This is a genomic window from uncultured Sphingorhabdus sp. (genome assembly GCF_937872355.1).
Lineage (GTDB): Bacteria > Pseudomonadota > Alphaproteobacteria > Sphingomonadales > Sphingomonadaceae > Sphingorhabdus_B.
The window spans coordinates 1-18,394 of sequence record NZ_CALMSV010000212.1; the positions used below are offsets into that span (position 1 = coordinate 1).

Sequence of the window (18,394 nt, forward strand, 5' to 3'; positions counted from 1 at the left end):
TATCCGAAATCAACTGCGCGACTGAAACTGTACCGCCTTCGAGGTGCAGGTTCGACGGGCTGGTTCCCGGCGCTCCGCTGCCGCCCCGGCTGGCGTGGCCGGTCGGCTTTAGTCCCAATTGACGCGCGGCTGCACTGTCCATCATCCAGCCTGTGAGCACACCCTTGTCGATGATCGCCGTCCGCAATGTCGGAAGACCCTCTCCATCAAATGCCCGGCTGCCGAGGCCGCGCGGACGCAACGGATCATCGATGATGCTGATTGCGCTGTCGAACAATGCTTCGCCCAGCGCATCGAGCAGGAAGCTCGTTTTGCGCGCAATCATGCTGCCGCCAATCGCACCCATCAGATGGCCGACGAGCGAGCTGCCAATGCGCGGGTCAAAGATCACCGGCATCGAACCGCTCTTCACAGAACCGGGGTTGACGCGGCGCACGGCACGCTCGCCTGCCCGTTTACCGATCGCTTCTGCGCTATCGAGGTCCGCGCGATGACGGGCTGAGCGCCAGTCATAGTCGCGTTCCTTGGCATCACCTTCGCCGGCAAGAACGCTAGCCGAAACGCCATAACCGGAAGCATGGTTGGCGCCCGCAAATCCATGGCTGGTGGCGAGCGCGAAAATCGAACGGCCTGCGCTTGCACCAGCGCCTTCGCTGTTGGTAACACCCTTGACAGCCCTGGCTGCATTTTCACAGGCAAGCGCAACCTCGCGCAATGATTGCGGATCGGGATCTGCACCGTCGTCGCTGTCGACATCCGGAACCGCACCTTTGAGAAGCATCTCAGCTGGGGCAAGGCCTGCATATGGATCCTCGGGTGCCTCGCGTGCCATATCCAGAGCGCGGGCAACCAGCCCCTTTAAAACGTCCGGATTCATGCTCGACGATGAAATGGTGGCGGAGCGCTGGCCGAGAAAAACCCGCAGGCCTATTTCTTCGCCTTCCGACCGAACAACATCTTCCAGCGCGCCAAGACGCACCTGAACTTCGGTAGAGGCATCGCAATGATAAACAGCGTCGGCAGCGTCAGCGCCTGCCTTTTTGGCCTGTTCGACAAGATTTACGGCGCGCTCAAGCGCCTCATTGGGTGTCAGCATATAACCCGCTTAGGCGCGGGTCCGATTCCGGTCAATCAGGGTATGATGATGATGATCGCCATCAAGGCAGTCGGAATCCCGATCGCAGCACCCCATAATTTGAACAGGTCCTTGCGGAATGCGCCTTCGACATCGTCTTCATGACGGGCATCGATCAGCTGCCATTTCCGTTCAAGGTTGCGGCACGGCAGGATCACCAGGGCGACTAACACGACAAGAAGGAAATAAGGCCAGATGGCCATTCCCGAACCCTTGACCTGAGGCGACACCTCAAAAATCAAAAGCATTGTATAAACGACCAACGCATAGGCGATATGCGTGCTCATCTTCTTGGCATGGTCGATATATGTTGCGCCATGCGACGCCAATTGGGCTTTGGAAGCCATAGCACTCTCCCCTGCTACTCTCCGGGGAAGAGATTGTCACCAAAGTGTCACCGAGTCAAAGGGGTTTACCAAGGACTTTAGGGTAGACCTAAAAGCTTGTGATTCTGAAGGCTTAGGCGCCATTTTGGGTGGCTGTCGACGAATGCGATCGCGGCAGCGCGGTTCGCCTGATTCGCTTCGGCATTTCCGCCATCCATCGGCTGGATCAGGAAATGATCGAAAGCCCAGCTCTCCATCACCTCTGTATCGCTGCCGGTCTGCGGCCAGACGAGCTTGAGTTCGTTACCCTGACGCTGCACGACCTCGCTTCCCGCCTTGGGGCTGATGCACACCCAGTCGATACCGGGATGGGTCGCGATGGTACCGTTGCTTTCGATCGCGATGGTAAAGTCTCGCGCGTGCAATGCCTCAACCAAGGTGTCGTCGACCTGCAGCATCGGCTCCCCACCGGTGATTACAATATAGCGGTGCTCGCCTCCCTCGCCCCAAAGCTCTGCCGCCTTGGTGGCGAGTTCGGAAGCCTCATATCGCCCGCCATTTTCGCCATCCATACCGACGAAATCGGTGTCGCAAAATTGGCAGACAGCGGAGGAGCGATCCCGCTCCAGCCCGCTCCACAGATTGCATCCGGCAAAGCGCAGGAACACCGCCCGTCGTCCGGCGTGCACCCCCTCACCTTGCAAGGTCAGGAAGATTTCCTTGACCGCGTAGCTCATGCGTAAACCGTTGGGTCTGGTAGGCCCGCATCGATAAAGCCCTTGGCGCGCAGGCGGCAGCTGTCACATTTCCCGCAGGCCTTATTATCGGGCGTCGGATCATAGCAAGTCCAGCTCATCCCCGCATCGAGGCCCAGCCGGTGCGCTTCGCGCGCAATATCGGCCTTGGTCATGTACTGCAGTGGGGTATGCACAGTGAAGCGGTCACCCTGCACGCCCGCCTTGGTTGCCAGATTTGCCATATCCTCAAATGCGCGGATGAATTCCGGACGGCAATCGGGATAGCCCGAATAATCGAGCGCATTGACCCCTATAAACAGGTCACGCGCGCCGCGGGCTTCGGCCAGGCCAAGGCAAAGCGACAGAAAAATTGTGTTGCGCGCCGGAACATAGGTCACCGGGATAGCGCTTTCGTCAACGCCTTCTTTCGGAACATTGATATCGGCGGTGAGCGCGGAGCCGCCAAAACGGCGCAGATCAAGCGGCAACACAATATGTTCAGCCGCGCCAAGATGCGCGGCGATACGTGCAGCACTGTCGAGCTCGATCCGGTGGCGCTGATTGTAGTCGATAGTCAGCGCGTGGATCGCATAGCCTGCCTCACGGGCAAGCCCGGCAACGACCATCGAGTCGAGACCGCCCGATAACAGGACGACTGCGGATTTAGCGTTTGAGGACATTATTTTGGGGCTACTCTCACACGGGGAGAGGAAAATGGCGCACCCAGAACGATTCGAACGTCCGACCCCCAGATTCGTAGTCTGGTGCTCTATCCAGCTGAGCTATGGGTGCGTGGAGCGGTGCCAATAGGCCTGCGCTCCGGGATTCGCAAGCCCTATTTTGCGCTCATTTCTCGAGCAATTTGGCGCTGACCGTGCGGCACTTCGATTTGCGACGTATTGCGTCGATTTGCTCAAATTCGGCCGGGTCGGAGAGCAAAATGCGGATCAAGGCGATACCCCGGTCGTAACCCAGTTCGACTGCTTCATAGCCGGCTGGTGCCTTTTGTCCTTTGCGCAGCAACGCCAATCGCGCCGTTTTGCCACCTGTATCGCGATCACTTCGGACGGCAGCGACATCGGTTCGTGCGTCGAAAATGCTGATCGACCAATAGTGTTCAGGAACTGGTTCGACATCGACCAGCACACCCCCCTGCGACAGATCGAACACGCAAGATGAATAGACAAGGTCGGGGCTGGGACGCACAATCGGTTGGCGATCCGCCGTTGCCATCGGGCCAAAAGCGAACACATTGGCACGGCCATTGCCGTCGGCATTGCCGATCCGCTTCATGGCAGCGGACATCAGGACATAAGGTGTTGCGACCAGCGTGCCATGCCAGGCGATAGCAGCAGCGGCGAGGCCAGCGAGCAGCGGGAGCAGCCATTTGCGGATCATGCGCAGGTCTCCCTTTTGATGGTGGGCAGCTTTGCCTTGGCCGGATCATTGAGCAGCGCACCCTTTGGATGGTAGGTGCGCAGAGTAAGGTCGAATTGCGGCGTCCGCCCTGTTGGCAGCCACACTCCATCCACAGATTGCGGGGAAACGGTGAAGGACCAGTTGCCGTTTGCATCGCGTTCAGGCGCATTCCCGCCCACCGACCAGCGATTGGCTTCATTCTTCACCAGCCAGCCTTCGCCTTTGTAGAGGGTGATACTCCACCAGCGCGCATCAAGTTCGCCGCCGTTGACCGTGTAAATACACCGACCATCAAGAGGCTTACCCTCACTGTCGGTGCGGGCGATGAAATACATCGCTTCCTTCGCCGGCAGCGCCAGCAGGCCGAACAGCGCCACACGCGCCCGCGTCAATGCAGACGCATCAGCCGTTCCCTGATCGGTGTTGGCGCTCCAGGGCCCGTTGGTCACCTGCCGACCCATATCGGCACCGCGCACCTGGTGGACTGCGTAAACCGTTCCGCCCGCTAGCCCCAACAGGATGCAGATCGAATATCGCAACCATGGCTTCATGAAATCTCTCCCTAAAAGAAGAGACTAAACGAAGCTCAAGCCTTGCGCAACGCAGCCTGCGCCGCCGCCAGCCGCGCAATCGGCACGCGGTAGGGGGAGGCGCTGACATAATCGAGGCCGGTCTGCTCGCAGAAGGCGATAGAGGCAGGGTCACCGCCATGTTCGCCGCAAATGCCAAGCTTGATGTCAGGCCGCGTCTTGCGGCCCTTGTCCGCGGCAATCTCGATCAACTGGCCGACGCCTTCGACATCGAGCGACACGAACGGATCAGTCGCATAAATGCCCTTGTCGACATAATGGATCAGGAAGCGCGCGGCATCGTCGCGCGAGACGCCCAGCGTTGTTTGCGTGAGGTCGTTGGTACCGAACGAGAAGAAGGCCCCCACCTCGGCGATTTCGTCTGCCATCAGGGCGGCGCGCGGCAGTTCGATCATCGTGCCGACCAGATACTCAATCCGCTTGCCCTGTTCGGCAAAGACCGCCTCGGCGGCCTTGTCGACTACATCCTTCATCAATTCGAGCTCGCGGCGCGTGCCGACCAGCGGGATCATGATTTCGGGGACCGGTGCAGTGGGAAGCGCACAGGCCGCCTCGAAAATCGCCCGCGCCTGCATCTCGTAGATTTCGGGATAAGTGACGCCCAGTCGGCAGCCACGATGGCCGAGCATCGGGTTGAACTCGTGCAGTTCGGATGCGCGCTGCTTCAGCACTTCGATGCCCACGCCTGCGGCCTCGGCAACCTCGGCAAAATCGGCCTCCTGCGTCGGCAGGAATTCGTGCAGCGGCGGGTCGAGCAGGCGGATGGTGACCGGCAGTCCAGCCATCACCTCGAATATCGCGACAAAATCCTTGCGCTGCTCGGGCAGCAGCTTGTCGAGCGCAGCGCGGCGACCGCGTTCATCCTCGGCCAAAATCATTTGGCGCACGGCAGTGATGCGCGACGCATCGAAGAACATATGTTCGGTACGGCACAGCCCGATGCCCTCAGCCCCGAAATCACGCGCGGTTTGCGCATCAAGCGGGGTTTCGGCATTGGCGCGCACCTTCATCCGGCGCGAACCATCAGCCCATTCCATCAGGGTGCCGAAATCGCCCACCAGCTCAGGCTGCAGCGTGGGGACAGCACCGGCCATCACTTCTCCGGTCGCGCCATCGATGGTGATGACATCACCTTCGCGGAGCTCACGGCCTGCAACGCGCAGCACCTTCGCAGCATTGTCGATGGCAAGGCTGCCCGCACCCGAAACGCAGGGGCGGCCCATGCCGCGCGCAACCACTGCCGCGTGGCTGGTCATGCCGCCCCGTGCGGTCAAAATGCCGCGCGCTGCGTGCATGCCGTGAATGTCTTCCGGGCTTGTTTCAACGCGGACGAGGATCACCGCCTCGCCGCGATCATTCCATTTCTCCGCCGTGTCGGCATCGAAAACGATCTTGCCCGAAGCCGCACCGGGCGAAGCCGGAAGGCCCTTGGTCAGCACATCGCGCGGCGCCTGAGGGTCAAGCGTCGGGTGGAGCAACTGGTCAAGCGCCATCGGATCGACGCGCAGCACCGCTTCCTCACGCGTGATCAGCCCCTCAGCCGCCATGTCGACCGCGATCTTGAGCGCCGCTTTGGCGGTGCGTTTGCCCGAACGGGTCTGCAGCATCCATAACTTGCCGCGTTCGACGGTGAACTCGATATCCTGCATGTCGCGATAATGCCGCTCCAGCGTGTCGAACACGGCTGCCAGCTCGGCATAGGCCTCTGGCATTGCCTCTTCCATGCTGAGCGGCTTGGCGCCTGCTACCTCGCGCGCTGCCTTGGTCAGATATTGCGGGGTGCGGATACCGGCGACGACATCCTCGCCCTGCGCATTGATCAGATATTCGCCATAATAGGCATTTTCGCCGGTCGCCGGGTCGCGGGTGAAGGCAACGCCCGTTGCCGAAGTGTCGCCCATATTGCCGAACACCATCGCCTGCACATTGACCGCAGTTCCCCAGTCACCGGGGATGGAGTTGAGCCGGCGATAGACCTTGGCACGATCCGATTCCCAGCTGGCAAACACCGCGCCGACCGCGCCCCAAAGCTGTTCGTTCACATCCTGTGGGAATGGCTTGCCCCATTCACCCTCGACCAGCTTCTTATATTCGGCGACCAGTTCAATGAGGTCGTTGGCTTCCAGTTCGGTATCGAGAAAATAACCGCGATCTTCCTTGGCAATCTCCAGCGCATCTTCGAACGCATGATGATCGAGACCCAACACGACATCGGCGTACATCTGGATGAAGCGGCGATAGCTATCCCACGCAAAGCGCGCGTCTCCGCTCGAAGCTGCGAGGCCTTCGACGGTTTTGTCGTTAAGCCCCAGATTCAGAACGGTATCCATCATCCCCGGCATCGAAACCCGCGCGCCCGAACGCACCGAGACGAGCAGCGGATTGGCGGGATCGCCAAAGCGTTTGCCGGTAACGCCCTCGATATGCGCAATGCCGTTCGCAACCTGTTCTGTCAGGCCATCCGGGAAGGCTTCGCCATTGGCGTAATAGGCGGTGCAGACCTCGGTCGTGATCGTAAAGCCGGGGGGCACAGGCAGGCCAATCGCGGCCATGCCGTCCAGATTGGCACCCTTGCCACCGAGCAAATTCTTGTTGCCCGCACCCTTATCGTCAACGCCGCCGCCGAAGCGGTATACATATTGGGTCACATTTACTCCGATTCAGCTATTTTAGTGGCTTCGCACGCTGCCATTGCTCTTGAATTTCCCGGCCCAGCCGTCCCGTTGCCGATATCGGCGGGGTACCGCCTTTCATTTGCAGCTTCACTCGTTTGAACAGAAGGAAGTTGCTTTCTTCAACCGATTGGACCTGATTCCAACGCAGAAAAAGCATAGGATGGAAAAGCCTGAACATCATCGACGGACGAAGAAACATTCCTTCACGTTCAAACCACGCGTTAATACATGAGCCATAGTTGACGGCGAAAAATCCGGGCCCAATTGACATACTCTGCCAAAGCAGGCGCTTTGCGTTTGGCGAAGGATCCGCAACGGCCAAATGATGTTCTGCAAGAGTCGACCAACCGAATAATGATAGGAATCGTGCGACGATTATCCACATGACGACAAATGCCAGCATGAAAAGCGGGACAAACAATGCGGGAGAAATTTGTTCCATTGTCCCTCTATTTCGCAGAGCGAGTCTAGCCCTCAATCCTGGAGAAATCCGCAACGCGGTGCACCGCATCGCGGAACCTTGCCAGCAATCCCAGCCTGAACGCCCGTTTGGCCGGGTCTGGATCATTCACCATCACGCCTTCGAAAAAGGCATCAATCGGCGCGCGGAGCGAGGCAAGTGCCGCCATGGCGTCTTCGAACTGTTCGGCCTCGATCGCCGCAGCCGCCTTGGGCTCGGCGGCGTCGAGAGCAAGCAACAGCGCTTTTTCCTCCCCATCGACTTGCGATGGGGAGGTGGCAGTTGCGCTAGCAACTGACGGAGGGGCCTTCGAGGTTGCAGTCCCCTCCACCACGCCTTCGGCGCGGTCCCCCTCCCCATCGCTAGTCGATGGGGAGGGGGATTGAGCCTGCTTCAGGATGTTCGCCGCGCGTTTGTAACCCGCTAGCAGGTTCGCACCCTCATCGGTGCCGACAAAGCCCTGCAAAGCCTTCACCCGCGCGAGCAGGCGGACGAGATCATCCTCGCCGCCGAGAGCGAATACCGCATCGATCAAGTCATGCCGAACACCAGCCTCGCGCTGCTGGACTTTGAGGCGGTCAGCGAAGAAAGTAATTAGATCATGTCCCGCCTTTACTGCGGGTGCCACCTGTTCGTCGGGCATATCAAGCAGTCGAGCATCTGCGAACGGAATAATTTCTGCCAGTGTGGGAGCGCGCCCCAAAGTTTGCTCTAGGCCATAAAAGACCTCGGCAAACTCTTTACGACGTTCACTTTTACGCGCCTGAAGATACCAATGGTAAGTTGCCGTCGCGAGCGCCAATCGAATGGAGACTCGGATTCGGTTATCCAGTATCAATTGGAGAACTCCTAGAGCAGCCCTCCGCAACGCATATGGATCTTTAGAACCTGTTGGTTTTTCGTCGTTAGCGAAAAAGCAGGCTAGAGTATCCAGCTTATCCGCCAAACTCACGGCCACCGTCACCGGAGCCGTCGGCACATCGTCACCCTGACCAACCGGCTTGTAATGGTCGCGCACCGCGTCGGCGACGGCATCCGCCTCGCCCTGCGCGCGGGCGTAATAGCCGCCCATGACGCCTTGCAGTTCGGGGAACTCACCGACCATGCCGGTGACCAGATCGGCCTTGCACAGGCGGGCTGCGCGTTCGGCGTCGTCAGCGCTTGCACCCTTGACGATGCCTTCTTCGACCAGCCAGCGGGCAAGCATCGCGACGCGCTCAACCTTGTCGGCAACCGTCCCCAGCTTCTCGTGGAAGGTAATCTGCGACAGCTTCTTCGCCTGCTCGTCGAGCGGGATTTTAAGGTCCTGCTCCCAGAAGAATTTTGCATCGCTCAATCGCGCCGCGAGCACCTTTTCATTGCCCGCCACAATCGCCGCGCCGCCATCATTCGCCACGATATTGGCGGTGCAGACAAAGGCGTTGGCGAGTTTGCCGGCCTTGTCGTGGCAGACGAAATATTTCTGGTTCACCCGCGCGGTGAGCTGGATGACCTCTTCGGGCACCTCAAGAAACGCAGGGTTGAACCGGCCGAGCATCGGCACCGGCCATTCGGTCAGGCCGCTATTTTCATTGACCAGCCCTTCGTCCGGCACGAGCACCAGCCCCGCATCGGCGGCGGCCTTTTCGGCGCCCGCGCGAATGATATCGCGGCGCTCTTCCTGGTCGACGATGACATGCGCGGCGCGCAGCTTCATCGCATAGTCGCCCGCATTGCCGATGGTCACCTCACCGCTGTGGTGGAAGCGGTGGCCCTTGGTCGCCGAACCGCTGACGATGCCGTCAATCTCGCACGGCACCACATCATCACCCAACAGCGCGACAATACCCTGCAACGGGCGCACCCAGCGAAGGCTCTCGGTCGAGGCTGAAGCCGCGCCCCAACGCTGCGATTTGGGCCATGGGAAGGCGCGGATGATCGCCGGGATCGCCTCGGCCAGCACATCGGCGGTTTTGCGGCCTGGTTTTTCGACGACCGCAAAATAGACGCCATCGCGTTCGATCAACTGATCCTGCGTCAGGCCGACCTTGCGCAGGAAACCTTCCATCGCCTGCGGCGGTGCGCCAGCCTTGGGCCCCTTGGTTTCCTCAGACACCGCCTCGGTTTCGAGCGGCAGGCCCTTGGCAATCAACGCCAAACGGCGCGGGGTCGCGAACGTGATGATTTCGGCAGCCTTGAGGCCAGCCTTGTCGAGTTCGGCGGCAAACAGGCGCGCCAGATCCTCGCGCGCCTTATCCTGCATGCGCGCCGGAATTTCTTCACTGCGCAGTTCGAGGAGGAAGTCGCTCATTCCGCCCATCCGTTCTTGTGCATCCATGCCTCGCATGAACCCTTCGCCAGATCGCGCACGCGGCCGATATAGCTGGCGCGTTCCTGCACGCTGATCACGCCGCGCGCCTGCAACAGGTTGAACAGATGGCTTGCCTCAATCGCCTGATCATAGGCCGCGAGTGGCACGCCGGCTTCGATGCAGCGCTTGCACTCCGCCTCGGCATGCTGGAAGCCTTTGAAGAGCTGTTCGGTGTCCGCAACTTCGAAATTATATTTCGAATGTTCGCGTTCATTCTCAAGGAAGACATCGCCATAGGTGACGCCTGCCGAGTTGAATTTCAGATCATATACGCGGTCGACGCCCTGGATGTACATGGCAAGGCGCTCGAGCCCGTAGGTCAGCTCGCCTGCCACCGGCTTGCAGTCAAAACCGCCGACCTGCTGGAAATAAGTGAACTGCGTCACTTCCATCCCGTCGCCCCAGACTTCCCAGCCAAGGCCCCATGCGCCGAGGGTGGGCGATTCCCAGTCATCCTCGACAAAGCGGATATCATGTTTCAACGGATCGATGCCGATTGCATCCAACGACCCCAGATACAGCTCCTGCAAATTCGCCGGGCTCGGCTTCATGATCACCTGATATTGGTAATAATGCTGCAACCGGTTCGGGTTTTCGCCATAGCGGCCGTCGGTCGGGCGGCGGCTGGGCTGCACATAAGCGGCATTCCACGGATTGGGGCCAAGCGCGCGCAGCGTGGTCGCCGGGTGGAAGGTGCCCGCGCCCATGCGCATGTCATAAGGTTGCAGGATGACGCAGCCCTGTTTGCCCCAATAATCATGGAGCGTCAGGATAAGGTCCTGGAAGGTAAGGGGTCCGGATTCAGACATGGTTCGCCCTTGGCGGATGGACGCCCCTAAATCAAGCATCTGTGCCGCAGCGCAGCAAATGGGCTGCGCAAAGCCCCAGAATTCCTGTCGTTGTCAGGTGTTGATGGCAATATGTAAGGGGTTGTTGACATTGTCAGCGAATCAGTACATATAGTCAGGGTAAGCTGACACATGGACAATAAGAGCTGACATGAAAAACAGACTGAGAGTGCTGCGCGCAGAGCGCCAATGGAGCCAGGCAGAACTTGGCGAAAGGCTCGATGTTTCGCGGCAGGCAGTGAATGCGATCGAGACAGGGAAATATGATCCCTCGCTCCCGCTCGCGTTCAAGATCGCCCGACTGTTCGACATGCGGATTGAGGAGATTTTCAACGATGGTTTCGATGGAGGCAAAAATGACTGAAGTGCCTGAACTCGATGGAGCTGAGACCGAAGGTAATGTCGGCAAGTCGCTGGCGTGGATTGCGGTTGCTGGGCTGGCCACCGTGTTTACCGCAGGCGCGATCGTCGGCGTGATTGCGGCGGCGACCGAATCTGGCGGATCACTGTCCGGGATCGACATTGCCATAGTGGCTGGAATGGTCGCAATCATCGGTGCACTGATCTACACGCAATGGAACCTCGCGCGCCGCATCCGCATCGGTGGCGGACCATTGACCATCCGCGAAAGGCTCAATCGCAACATCATGGTGGGCTGTGGCCTATTAGGTGCAGTGATTGGCGCAACGTTGGTGGCAACCGATGGCGCGATGCCATCCGATCCGCAGACGATTTTCTCAGATAGCCCGCTACCGCTGGCACTGGCAGTGTTGCTGGCTGTTTTCTGGGGCGTGATCATGCCCGTCATAGCCTGGTTCTGGCATACCCGCGCCATTGATGAGCAGGAAGCTAATGCCTATCGCGATGGTGGCTATTATGCGGCCTATGCCTATCTCATGGGAGCACCGACATGGTGGTTCCTGTGGCGCGGCGGTTTAGCGTCAGAGCCCAACGGCACGCTGATATTCTGCCTGTTTGCAATCATCTGGACTGCAGTCTGGTACTGGAAGAAATACCGGTGAAACGGCGCACACTCTCTCCCCAACATTTTCAACGCAAGGAACGAACGATGAAAAACCTTTTCCTGAACTGTGCCCTTACCACAGTCGCACTCGCGCTCTCCGCCATTGGCACGCCAATGGCAACGCCAGCCCTCGCGCAGCAGGCCCCGACGGCTGCGGTAGAGACAGTCGATGTCGATCCGGCACTTTGGGTGGTGAAAGATGCCGACACGACGGTCTATCTTTTCGGCACGGTCCATATACTCAAGCCGGGCATGGGCTGGTTCGACGAAGCGGTCAAAGACGCCTTCGACAAGTCGGATCGTCTCGTCCTCGAAATGGTCGAGCCTGATGCGGCGACCACGCAACAGCTGTTTGCCAAATATGGCCTCGACACCAGCGGGAAGCCGTTAACTTCCAAGATGACGGAAGACGAGAAGGCCATTTACGCCAAGGCGATGGAAAAGGTCGGTCTGCCAGTCGCGGCCTTCGAACCTCTCGACCCATGGGCGGCTGCGGTAACGATGCAGATCATGGGCCTGCAAAAGGGTGGCTATGATGTGAACAGCGGTGTCGAAACCCAACTGACTGCGGCAGCCAAGGCTTCTGGAAAGCCGATCGCGGGTGTCGAAACAATGGAGTCGCAACTGGCGATATTCGATACGCTGTCGCAGGAAACGCAGGTCCGCTTTCTGGTCGAATCGGCCAAAACGGTCGATGATATGACAGCCAGCATGGACAATATGGTTGCGCTTTGGGCGAAACCGGATCCCGACGGCCTCGCGCAGGTTATGAATGAAGGACTTTCCGATCCAAAACTGCACGCAGCGTTATTGACCAACCGCAATGCCAATTGGGCAGCGTGGATCAGCAAGCAGCTTGAAAAGCCAGGCACCACCTTCATGGCGGTGGGTGCAGGACATCTTTCAGGTTCCACAAGCGTGCCGCATCTGTTGACGGCCTATGGCATACAGGCCCAACGCGTAGAATATTAAGAGTGCTACCCTCCCCGCGCGGGGAGGTTAGCAAGCAACGCTTGCATTTGTGCGGCTTTCCGCCTAATGGCGCGCGCTTGCCGTGATGGTCATCCCTGGAGGCGTGGCGGCAAGAATTGAACTTATTGGAGATTTATTATGAGCGATCAGCTGACTCTGTCGGCCGAGCCGCGCGAACGGGCTGGCAAGGGAGCCTCCCGTGCATTGCGTCGCGAAGGCCGAGTACCTGCCGTGATTTACGGCGACAACAAGGCACCGGAATCCATCCATGTCGAGGAAAAAGCCCTCGTCAAGGCACTGATGACCGGCCATTTCAGCAACTCGATTGTTGAAGTCACCGTCAACGGCAAAACCGAGCGGACCCTTCCCAAGGATGTGGCTTTCCATCCGGTCAGCGACCGCCCGATCCACGTAGACTTCATGCGCCTCGCCAAGGATGCGACCGTGCACGTCGAAGTCCCCGTGTCGTTCGCAAATGAAGACGCATCGCCCGGCCTGAAGCGCGGCGGCGTTCTCAATATCGTTCGTCACGAACTCGAACTGATCTGCGACGCAGCGAAGATCCCTGACGAAATCGTCATTGACGTGACCGGTTTCGACGTGGGCGATTCGATCCACATCAGCCATGTCAAACTGCCCGAAGGTTCGAAGAGCGCGATCACTGACCGCGACTTCACCATCGCGACCGTCGTTGCTCCGTCTGGCCTGAAGAGCCAGGAAGGCGATACGACCAAGAGCGAAGGCGAAGCTTGATAGCTTGAAATATTGCGCTGCCCCTGCGATTGCAGGGCGCGCGACTGGTTCTCGCCTGAACGGGCAAAGAACCGCCAGTTGCCCCCGCTACGGCGGGGGTTTCCTGTTTCTGGGAAGGTGCGATGCAAATCTGGGCAGGCCTAGGAAATCCGGGACCGCAATATGCGATGCACCGGCACAATGTCGGCTTCATGGCCGTCGATGCGCTCGCCGAGTGTTACGACGCCCCGGCACCGACCAAGAAATTTCAGGGATGGATGCAGGAAGTCCGCATCGGCAGCGACAAGATCATCCTCCTCAAGCCCGCTACCTTCATGAACGAAAGCGGTCGAAGCATACGTGCGGCAATGGATTTTTACAAATTGACGCCGCAGGACGTGACGGTCTTTTACGATGAACTCGACCTCGCGCCCTTTAAAATCAAGGTGAAGCGCGGCGGTGGTGCCGCCGGACATAATGGCATCCGTTCGACCATCGACCATATCGGCGCAGATTTCCGCCGCATACGATTGGGCATCGGCCATCCGGGGCATAAAGACCGCGTTACCGGATATGTACTGGGACCATTTTCCAAGAGCGAAATCGATCCGCTTGCCGATATGCTCGGTGCATTATCAGCAGAAGCCGATTGGCTTGCAAAGGGTGACGATGCGCGTTTCATGAGCGAGGTTGCGCTACGGCAGCAGGACTGACCGGTGGAACGGGTGCTCATCGTTGGGCCATGCGGCTCGGGCAAATCGACCCTGGCTTCTGAACTGGGGCCCAAAATAAGCCTACCGGTATTTCACATGGACCAGCTCAACTGGAAACCCGGCTGGGTGGAAAGCCGTAAGGATGAAATCCTCGAAAAGCTCGCCGCGATAACAACAACGGATCGCTGGCTGATCGACGGCACCTATGGCGGAACGCTGGCGGAGAGGCTGGAGCGAGCCGACACGGTCATCTATCTCGATTATCCGATCCGACTGTGTGTGAAGCGGCTTTTGCGGCGGATATGGACATTTCGCGGACGCGCGCGACCCGACATGACCGCAGGCTGTCCGGAGCGTTTCGATCTGGGCTTCCTGTTTTACCTTTTGCAGTGGAACAGCGGCCCCAAAATTCGGCTTGAGCGACGACTGAAAGGTCATGAAGATAAGATCGTCCGCTTTAGCGACCCGATACAGCTGAAACGCTGGCTGGACTCGCAATCGGCGTAAAGCCAGTTATTCTGGCAATCGAAGGAGAGCCCAGATGACCGACATGGAACGCCGCACTGTAATCAAAACAGCACTCGCCGCAGGCGCAGCTGCCACTTTACCAGGGACGGCATCAGCATCAGACAAACCGCTGGCGGGCAAATCAGTGCTGATCACCGGTGCTTCTTCTGGCTTTGGTTATCTAGGCGCGCTGCATTATGCCCGCCTTGGCGCAAAGGTTATCGCCACGATGCGCGGGCTGCCGCGCAAGGAAGCGGATGAACTCAAAGCAGAGGCCGCCAAGGAAAAGCTCGACATCCATATCATCCAGATCGACGTCACCTCCGACGAACAAGTCGCAAAGGGCGTTGTCGAGGCGGAGAAGATTGCCGGCGGACCTCTCGATATCCTCATCAACAATGCGGGCGTTGGCTATGCCGGTCCGATCGAATTGCAGGACATGGAGGCAACGCAGCTCATCTTCGACACCAATGTCTACGGCCCGCACCGCATGGCACGCGCGGTTTTGCCGGGAATGCGCAAGGCAAAGCGCGGCCTCATCTTCAACATTTCCTCGCAGCTGGGACGGGTGATCGTGCCGTCAGCAGGCCATTATTCGCCCACCAAGTTCGCGCTCGAGGCGATGAGCGAGGCGATGGCGTATGAGCTGGTACCGCACAATATTGAGGTTTGTGTGATCCAGCCGGGCGGTTATCCGACCAAGGTGTGGGTCAACCGCAATCAGTTGGCGAGCGAATTGAAGTCGCGGCTGACAACCGATCAGGCAGAGGCCTATCCTGCGCTGGTCAATTCGATGGGCAAGGAAGACGGCACCCGCCGCAGCGCCGATCCGAGGGCCGTCCCCCGCGCCACCGCCGAAATCGCGGCGAGGCCTGCCGGCACCCGCCCGCTGCGCCGCGCGGTCTATCCGGGAATGAAACCGCAGGAAGCGATCAACAAGGTGTCTGCGGAGACGCAGGTGGCATGGCTGGGTAATTCGCCCTTTGGGCCTTGGGTGAAGGCTGTTCATGATTAGAGTATGTGCTGATTTCAGCGCAACGGAGGGCAATCGAATTTATGGAACTGCTGAAATTCATCTTGGGTTGGATGTTGATCATTTTGCTAATGGCGGCGCCGATTCTGATTCCGCTCATTGTAATCCAGCTATTCTTTGGTGGCATAGCCTCCTTTATGAAAGGCTTAGTGAGCGGGCAGATGTGGAGCGTCGTTTTGGCCCTCGCAATGCTCACCGTCGCGGTAGGAGGTGGCGTCTACTACATGCGGTGGACGGGAATTGGTCAGGAGGTCAAAGCTCGGTCGACCATTGGCTTTATCGAAGGCGCTATTACGCCGGAAATGCTGGCCCGACCGCGCGCCTGGCACGGGCGGTTTGCAACCGGACCCTATGCTGCTGAAGTGGTTGAACATCTTATGTTGGATGGCAAGATCGACACGCTGGTGGGCGACCGAAGGTTCTTGCCACTTCAAAGGGAAACACCGGCGCCATCACCAAACTATTGGGACGAAACATACCGCCTAAAGCTGAAAAATGCTGAATGCTTTCGACGCCTGATCGGTACGAGCAATGCCAAAGACCAGTGCTTCGAAATCGAGCGCATCGAAGCGCTGCCTCAGGAACCGCATTTTAGTTTTATGGCAGGACCCAGAGCGTCCCAGAAATCCGAGTATCTCGTATATCGTTCCGGCGCACAGGAAGTCAAAATCGCCACTTGCACGGTGGAGGTTGATCGGCCGTTATTGCCTACGCCACAGCAATATTTGGATATCTTCCGTGCCCAAGACGCGATCCGAACAGGGAAGATGCGGGTTGGTCGCCTGAGTCCGCATGACAAAAAGGAGTTTGAGGAACTGCGCGAATGCCGTGTTGAACTGCTGCGCCAGTTTGCCGCCATGATCTAAGTTCGGATGGTCGTGTGCATCCGCTGGCTTTCTCGCGTCACTCCCGCTAAGGCGCGCGCAATTCATTCCCAAAGAGGATATTATGGGTTTTAAATGCGGTATTGTCGGGCTGCCCAATGTGGGCAAGTCCACCCTGTTCAACGCGCTGACCGAGACGCAGGCGGCGCAGGCGGCGAACTATCCCTTTTGCACGATCGAGCCCAATGTCGGCGCGGTTGCGGTGCCCGATCCGCGGCTGCATGTGATTGCCAAAATTGGCGGCAGCCAGAAGATCATCGAAACGCAGTTGAGCTTTGTTGACATTGCGGGCCTCGTGCGCGGGGCCTCCAAGGGCGAAGGGCTGGGCAACCAGTTCCTCGCTAACATCCGCGAAGTGGACGCCATCGTCCATGTGCTGCGCTGTTTCGAAAATGACGATATCCAGCATGTCGATAATAAGATCGATCCGATTTCGGATGCCGAGACGGTCGAAACCGAGCTGATGCTCGCCGACCTTGAGAGCCTTGAAAAGCGCGTGCCTGCCTTCCAGAAAAAGGCGACCGGCGGCGACAAGGAAGCGAAAATTGCGGCGGCCGTTCTGGGTCGTGCCCTTGATCTGCTGCGCGATGGCAAGCCCGCCCGCTTGCTGACGCCGAACGATCCCGAAGAAGCCCGCATCTTCCAACAGGCGCAGCTGCTGACGTCCAAGCCCGTCCTCTATGTCTGCAATGTCGAAGAAGCTTCCGCCGCAAACGGCAATGCGCTGTCCGCCAAGGTGTTCGAAAAGGCCAAAGCCGAAGGTGCCGAAGCTGTGGTCGTTTCCGCCGCGATCGAGGCCGAAATCTCAACCATGCCGGCCGAAGACCGCGAAGTGTTCCTGTCCGACCTCGGGCTGCACGAAACTGGCCTCGCCCGCGTCATCCGTGCGGGATATGAATTGCTGCACCTCATCACTTTCTTCACTGTCGGGCCAAAGGAAGCGCGCGCCTGGACGGTGTTCAAGGGCGCAAAGGCCCCGCAGGCCGCAGGCGTAATCCACAGCGATTTCGAAAAGGGCTTCATCCGCGCCGAAACCATGGCCTATGACGATTATGTCCAGTTCAATGGCGAGGCCGGAGCCAAGGAAGCGGGTAAGTGGCGTTCCGAGGGCAAAGACTATGACGTGAAGGACGGCGACATCATGCTGTTCCGTTTCAACGTTTGATTTCGCTCAAGGACAGTTCAGCGCGATAGCTGCATAAGCACGAGCATGAGTGAAGCCGATCCCCAATCCAAACCACAACTCCCGTTCGACCGCATCGGCGGGCGCGAACCGATCGCGCGCATGGTGAACCGCTTTTACGACCTGATGGAGAGCGAACCCGATTTTGCCGAGTTGCGCGCAATGCACGCGCCCGACCTTGCGCCGATGCGCGAATCGCTCACCGATTTCCTGATGGCCTGGATGGGCGGGCCGCGCGACTGGTTTGAAAAGCGGCCCGGCGCCTGCATCATGTCCGCCCACCGCGCGCTTGAAGGCATGAATTTTGCGGTCGCCACTCAATGGGTGCTGGCAATGCAGCAAGCGGCGAAAGAGACAATCCCCGGCGATCCGGATTTCGTGGATTCGATGGTCTCCGCCTTTGCCAGTATGTCCAAAGGCATGGCCGCCAACGCCGGGAAGAGTGACAACCACTGAGTGATTGGCTAGGAAAGCGGCATGTTCCGCAACCTGCTGACCCTGTTATTCCTGTTTGCATTGGCGCTACCAGCGGTCGCGATGCCAGCGCCTGCGGATGATAGCGCGATGGCGATGGCGGAAGACTGTCATGGCATGCCGATGGAGCACGACGATAAAGTACCGACAGGCGACCAAGCCATGCATCATGGCTGTATCGGCTGCGTCGCGCCCTATGCACCTGCGATAGCAGAAGTGCGCGCAGCGGTTCTGGTAGCGCCACCGCTACCCGGGCTGACGGTGGCATTGTCCGGCTTTGCCCCGAAACCGCATGACCCACCTCCGCGAAGCGAAATGTGACCTTTCACATT

Annotated in this window: 21 protein-coding genes and 1 tRNA gene; 11 read left to right on the forward strand and 11 right to left on the reverse strand. The window is 58.9% G+C overall.

The genetic code is table 11. The features are described 5' to 3' along the window. The 11 genes from Q0239_RS13920 to Q0239_RS13970 form a co-directional block, all read right to left on the reverse strand. On the reverse strand, window positions 1-1,096 hold a 1,096-nt coding region (locus Q0239_RS13920; RefSeq protein ID WP_298603888.1), incomplete at its 3' end, for a TldD/PmbA family protein. A 35-nt stretch (window positions 1,097-1,131) separates the two neighbouring features. Further along, complete coding sequence (locus tag Q0239_RS13925) at window positions 1,132-1,482, reverse strand: hypothetical protein (RefSeq protein WP_298603890.1); 351 nt, start codon at window positions 1,480-1,482, stop codon at window positions 1,132-1,134. Window positions 1,483-1,559: 77 nt separating this feature from the next. Beyond that, window positions 1,560-2,198: a 7-carboxy-7-deazaguanine synthase gene (gene queE, locus Q0239_RS13930; protein ID WP_298603892.1), complete on the reverse strand. Its 639-nt coding sequence runs from the start codon at window positions 2,196-2,198 to the stop codon at window positions 1,560-1,562. Next, window positions 2,195-2,878: a 7-cyano-7-deazaguanine synthase QueC gene (gene queC, locus Q0239_RS13935; RefSeq protein ID WP_298603894.1), complete on the reverse strand. Its 684-nt coding sequence runs from the start codon at window positions 2,876-2,878 to the stop codon at window positions 2,195-2,197. The genes queE and queC overlap by 4 nt, the downstream gene beginning before the upstream one ends. A 35-nt stretch (window positions 2,879-2,913) precedes the next feature. Then, window positions 2,914-2,990 (reverse strand) — tRNA-Arg (locus Q0239_RS13940). A 54-nt stretch (window positions 2,991-3,044) separates the two neighbouring features. Beyond that, window positions 3,045-3,596 carry a DUF1254 domain-containing protein gene (locus tag Q0239_RS13945; RefSeq protein WP_298603896.1) on the reverse strand — a complete coding sequence of 184 codons (552 nt, stop codon included), beginning with the start codon at window positions 3,594-3,596 and terminating at the stop codon, window positions 3,045-3,047. Beyond that, entirely contained in the window at window positions 3,593-4,168 is a 576-nt protein-coding gene (locus Q0239_RS13950; RefSeq protein ID WP_298603898.1) for a DUF1214 domain-containing protein, read from the reverse strand. Before Q0239_RS13950 ends, Q0239_RS13945 begins: the two co-directional genes overlap by 4 nt. A gap of 35 nt (window positions 4,169-4,203) precedes the next feature. Then, window positions 4,204-6,855 (reverse strand): pyruvate, phosphate dikinase, encoded by a 2,652-nt coding sequence (gene ppdK / locus Q0239_RS13955; protein WP_298603900.1) that lies wholly within the window; start codon window positions 6,853-6,855, stop codon window positions 4,204-4,206. 16 nt (window positions 6,856-6,871) lie between these two features. After that, window positions 6,872-7,324, reverse strand: coding sequence for a hypothetical protein (locus Q0239_RS13960; RefSeq protein WP_298603902.1), 453 nt, complete (start codon window positions 7,322-7,324; stop codon window positions 6,872-6,874). Between the two features lie 25 nt (window positions 7,325-7,349). Continuing rightward, the gene (gene glyS / locus Q0239_RS13965; RefSeq protein WP_298603904.1) at window positions 7,350-9,632 is read right to left on the reverse strand and encodes a glycine--tRNA ligase subunit beta; all 2,283 of its coding nucleotides are present in this window, start codon (window positions 9,630-9,632) and stop codon (window positions 7,350-7,352) included. Next, on the reverse strand, window positions 9,629-10,501 hold the full coding sequence (locus Q0239_RS13970; RefSeq protein WP_298603906.1) for a glycine--tRNA ligase subunit alpha: 873 nt from the start codon (window positions 10,499-10,501) through the stop codon (window positions 9,629-9,631). The genes glyS and Q0239_RS13970 overlap by 4 nt, the downstream gene beginning before the upstream one ends. A 190-nt stretch (window positions 10,502-10,691) precedes the next feature. Between Q0239_RS13970 and Q0239_RS13975 the strand changes: the two genes are divergently transcribed. The 11 genes from Q0239_RS13975 (at window position 10,692) to Q0239_RS14025 (ending at window position 18,383) form a co-directional block, all read left to right on the forward strand. Next, complete coding sequence (locus Q0239_RS13975) at window positions 10,692-10,904, forward strand: helix-turn-helix transcriptional regulator (protein ID WP_298603908.1); 213 nt, start codon at window positions 10,692-10,694, stop codon at window positions 10,902-10,904. Next, window positions 10,897-11,562 (forward strand): hypothetical protein, encoded by a 666-nt coding sequence (locus Q0239_RS13980; RefSeq protein WP_298603910.1) that lies wholly within the window; start codon window positions 10,897-10,899, stop codon window positions 11,560-11,562. Before Q0239_RS13975 ends, Q0239_RS13980 begins: the two co-directional genes overlap by 8 nt. A gap of 47 nt (window positions 11,563-11,609) precedes the next feature. After that, the gene (locus tag Q0239_RS13985; RefSeq protein ID WP_298603912.1) at window positions 11,610-12,536 is read left to right on the forward strand and encodes a TraB/GumN family protein; all 927 of its coding nucleotides are present in this window, start codon (window positions 11,610-11,612) and stop codon (window positions 12,534-12,536) included. 138 nt (window positions 12,537-12,674) lie between these two features. Continuing rightward, window positions 12,675-13,289, forward strand: coding sequence for a 50S ribosomal protein L25/general stress protein Ctc (locus tag Q0239_RS13990; protein ID WP_298603914.1), 615 nt, complete (start codon window positions 12,675-12,677; stop codon window positions 13,287-13,289). A gap of 122 nt (window positions 13,290-13,411) precedes the next feature. Beyond that, complete coding sequence (gene pth / locus Q0239_RS13995; RefSeq protein ID WP_298603916.1) at window positions 13,412-13,981, forward strand: aminoacyl-tRNA hydrolase; 570 nt, start codon at window positions 13,412-13,414, stop codon at window positions 13,979-13,981. 3 nt (window positions 13,982-13,984) lie between these two features. Then, a complete protein-coding gene (locus Q0239_RS14000) occupies window positions 13,985-14,488 on the forward strand; it encodes a topology modulation protein (RefSeq protein ID WP_298603918.1) in 504 nt (167 codons plus the stop codon). 34 nt (window positions 14,489-14,522) lie between these two features. Then, window positions 14,523-15,503: an SDR family oxidoreductase gene (locus tag Q0239_RS14005; protein WP_298603920.1), complete on the forward strand. Its 981-nt coding sequence runs from the start codon at window positions 14,523-14,525 to the stop codon at window positions 15,501-15,503. Window positions 15,504-15,544: 41 nt separating this feature from the next. After that, window positions 15,545-16,387, forward strand: a complete 843-nt coding sequence (locus Q0239_RS14010) for a hypothetical protein (RefSeq protein ID WP_298603922.1) — start codon at window positions 15,545-15,547, stop codon at window positions 16,385-16,387. Between the two features lie 82 nt (window positions 16,388-16,469). Next, the gene (gene ychF / locus Q0239_RS14015; RefSeq protein WP_298603924.1) at window positions 16,470-17,570 is read left to right on the forward strand and encodes a redox-regulated ATPase YchF; all 1,101 of its coding nucleotides are present in this window, start codon (window positions 16,470-16,472) and stop codon (window positions 17,568-17,570) included. Window positions 17,571-17,615: 45 nt separating this feature from the next. Continuing rightward, complete coding sequence (locus Q0239_RS14020) at window positions 17,616-18,044, forward strand: group II truncated hemoglobin (RefSeq protein WP_298603926.1); 429 nt, start codon at window positions 17,616-17,618, stop codon at window positions 18,042-18,044. A 21-nt stretch (window positions 18,045-18,065) separates the two neighbouring features. After that, window positions 18,066-18,383: a hypothetical protein gene (locus Q0239_RS14025; RefSeq protein ID WP_298603928.1), complete on the forward strand. Its 318-nt coding sequence runs from the start codon at window positions 18,066-18,068 to the stop codon at window positions 18,381-18,383. The last annotated feature ends 11 nt before the right edge of the window (window positions 18,384-18,394 follow it).

Coding starts and splice junctions, on each gene's coding strand:
- Q0239_RS14010 (WP_298603922.1), top strand. CDS start 15,545: ATGGAACTGCTGAAATTCATCTTGGGTTGGATGTTGATCATTTTGCTA.
- Q0239_RS13960 (WP_298603902.1), bottom strand. CDS start 7,324: ATGGAACAAATTTCTCCCGCATTGTTTGTCCCGCTTTTCATGCTGGCA.
- glyS (WP_298603904.1), bottom strand. CDS start 9,632: ATGAGCGACTTCCTCCTCGAACTGCGCAGTGAAGAAATTCCGGCGCGC.
- ychF (WP_298603924.1), top strand. CDS start 16,470: ATGGGTTTTAAATGCGGTATTGTCGGGCTGCCCAATGTGGGCAAGTCC.
- Q0239_RS13985 (WP_298603912.1), top strand. CDS start 11,610: ATGAAAAACCTTTTCCTGAACTGTGCCCTTACCACAGTCGCACTCGCG.
- Q0239_RS13945 (WP_298603896.1), bottom strand. CDS start 3,596: ATGATCCGCAAATGGCTGCTCCCGCTGCTCGCTGGCCTCGCCGCTGCT.
- Q0239_RS13990 (WP_298603914.1), top strand. CDS start 12,675: ATGAGCGATCAGCTGACTCTGTCGGCCGAGCCGCGCGAACGGGCTGGC.
- Q0239_RS14025 (WP_298603928.1), top strand. CDS start 18,066: ATGTTCCGCAACCTGCTGACCCTGTTATTCCTGTTTGCATTGGCGCTA.
- queC (WP_298603894.1), bottom strand. CDS start 2,878: ATGTCCTCAAACGCTAAATCCGCAGTCGTCCTGTTATCGGGCGGTCTC.
- Q0239_RS14005 (WP_298603920.1), top strand. CDS start 14,523: ATGACCGACATGGAACGCCGCACTGTAATCAAAACAGCACTCGCCGCA.
- Q0239_RS13975 (WP_298603908.1), top strand. CDS start 10,692: ATGAAAAACAGACTGAGAGTGCTGCGCGCAGAGCGCCAATGGAGCCAG.
- Q0239_RS13925 (WP_298603890.1), bottom strand. CDS start 1,482: ATGGCTTCCAAAGCCCAATTGGCGTCGCATGGCGCAACATATATCGAC.
- queE (WP_298603892.1), bottom strand. CDS start 2,198: ATGAGCTACGCGGTCAAGGAAATCTTCCTGACCTTGCAAGGTGAGGGG.
- Q0239_RS13950 (WP_298603898.1), bottom strand. CDS start 4,168: ATGAAGCCATGGTTGCGATATTCGATCTGCATCCTGTTGGGGCTAGCG.
- Q0239_RS13970 (WP_298603906.1), bottom strand. CDS start 10,501: ATGTCTGAATCCGGACCCCTTACCTTCCAGGACCTTATCCTGACGCTC.
- Q0239_RS13980 (WP_298603910.1), top strand. CDS start 10,897: ATGACTGAAGTGCCTGAACTCGATGGAGCTGAGACCGAAGGTAATGTC.
- Q0239_RS14020 (WP_298603926.1), top strand. CDS start 17,616: ATGAGTGAAGCCGATCCCCAATCCAAACCACAACTCCCGTTCGACCGC.
- pth (WP_298603916.1), top strand. CDS start 13,412: ATGCAAATCTGGGCAGGCCTAGGAAATCCGGGACCGCAATATGCGATG.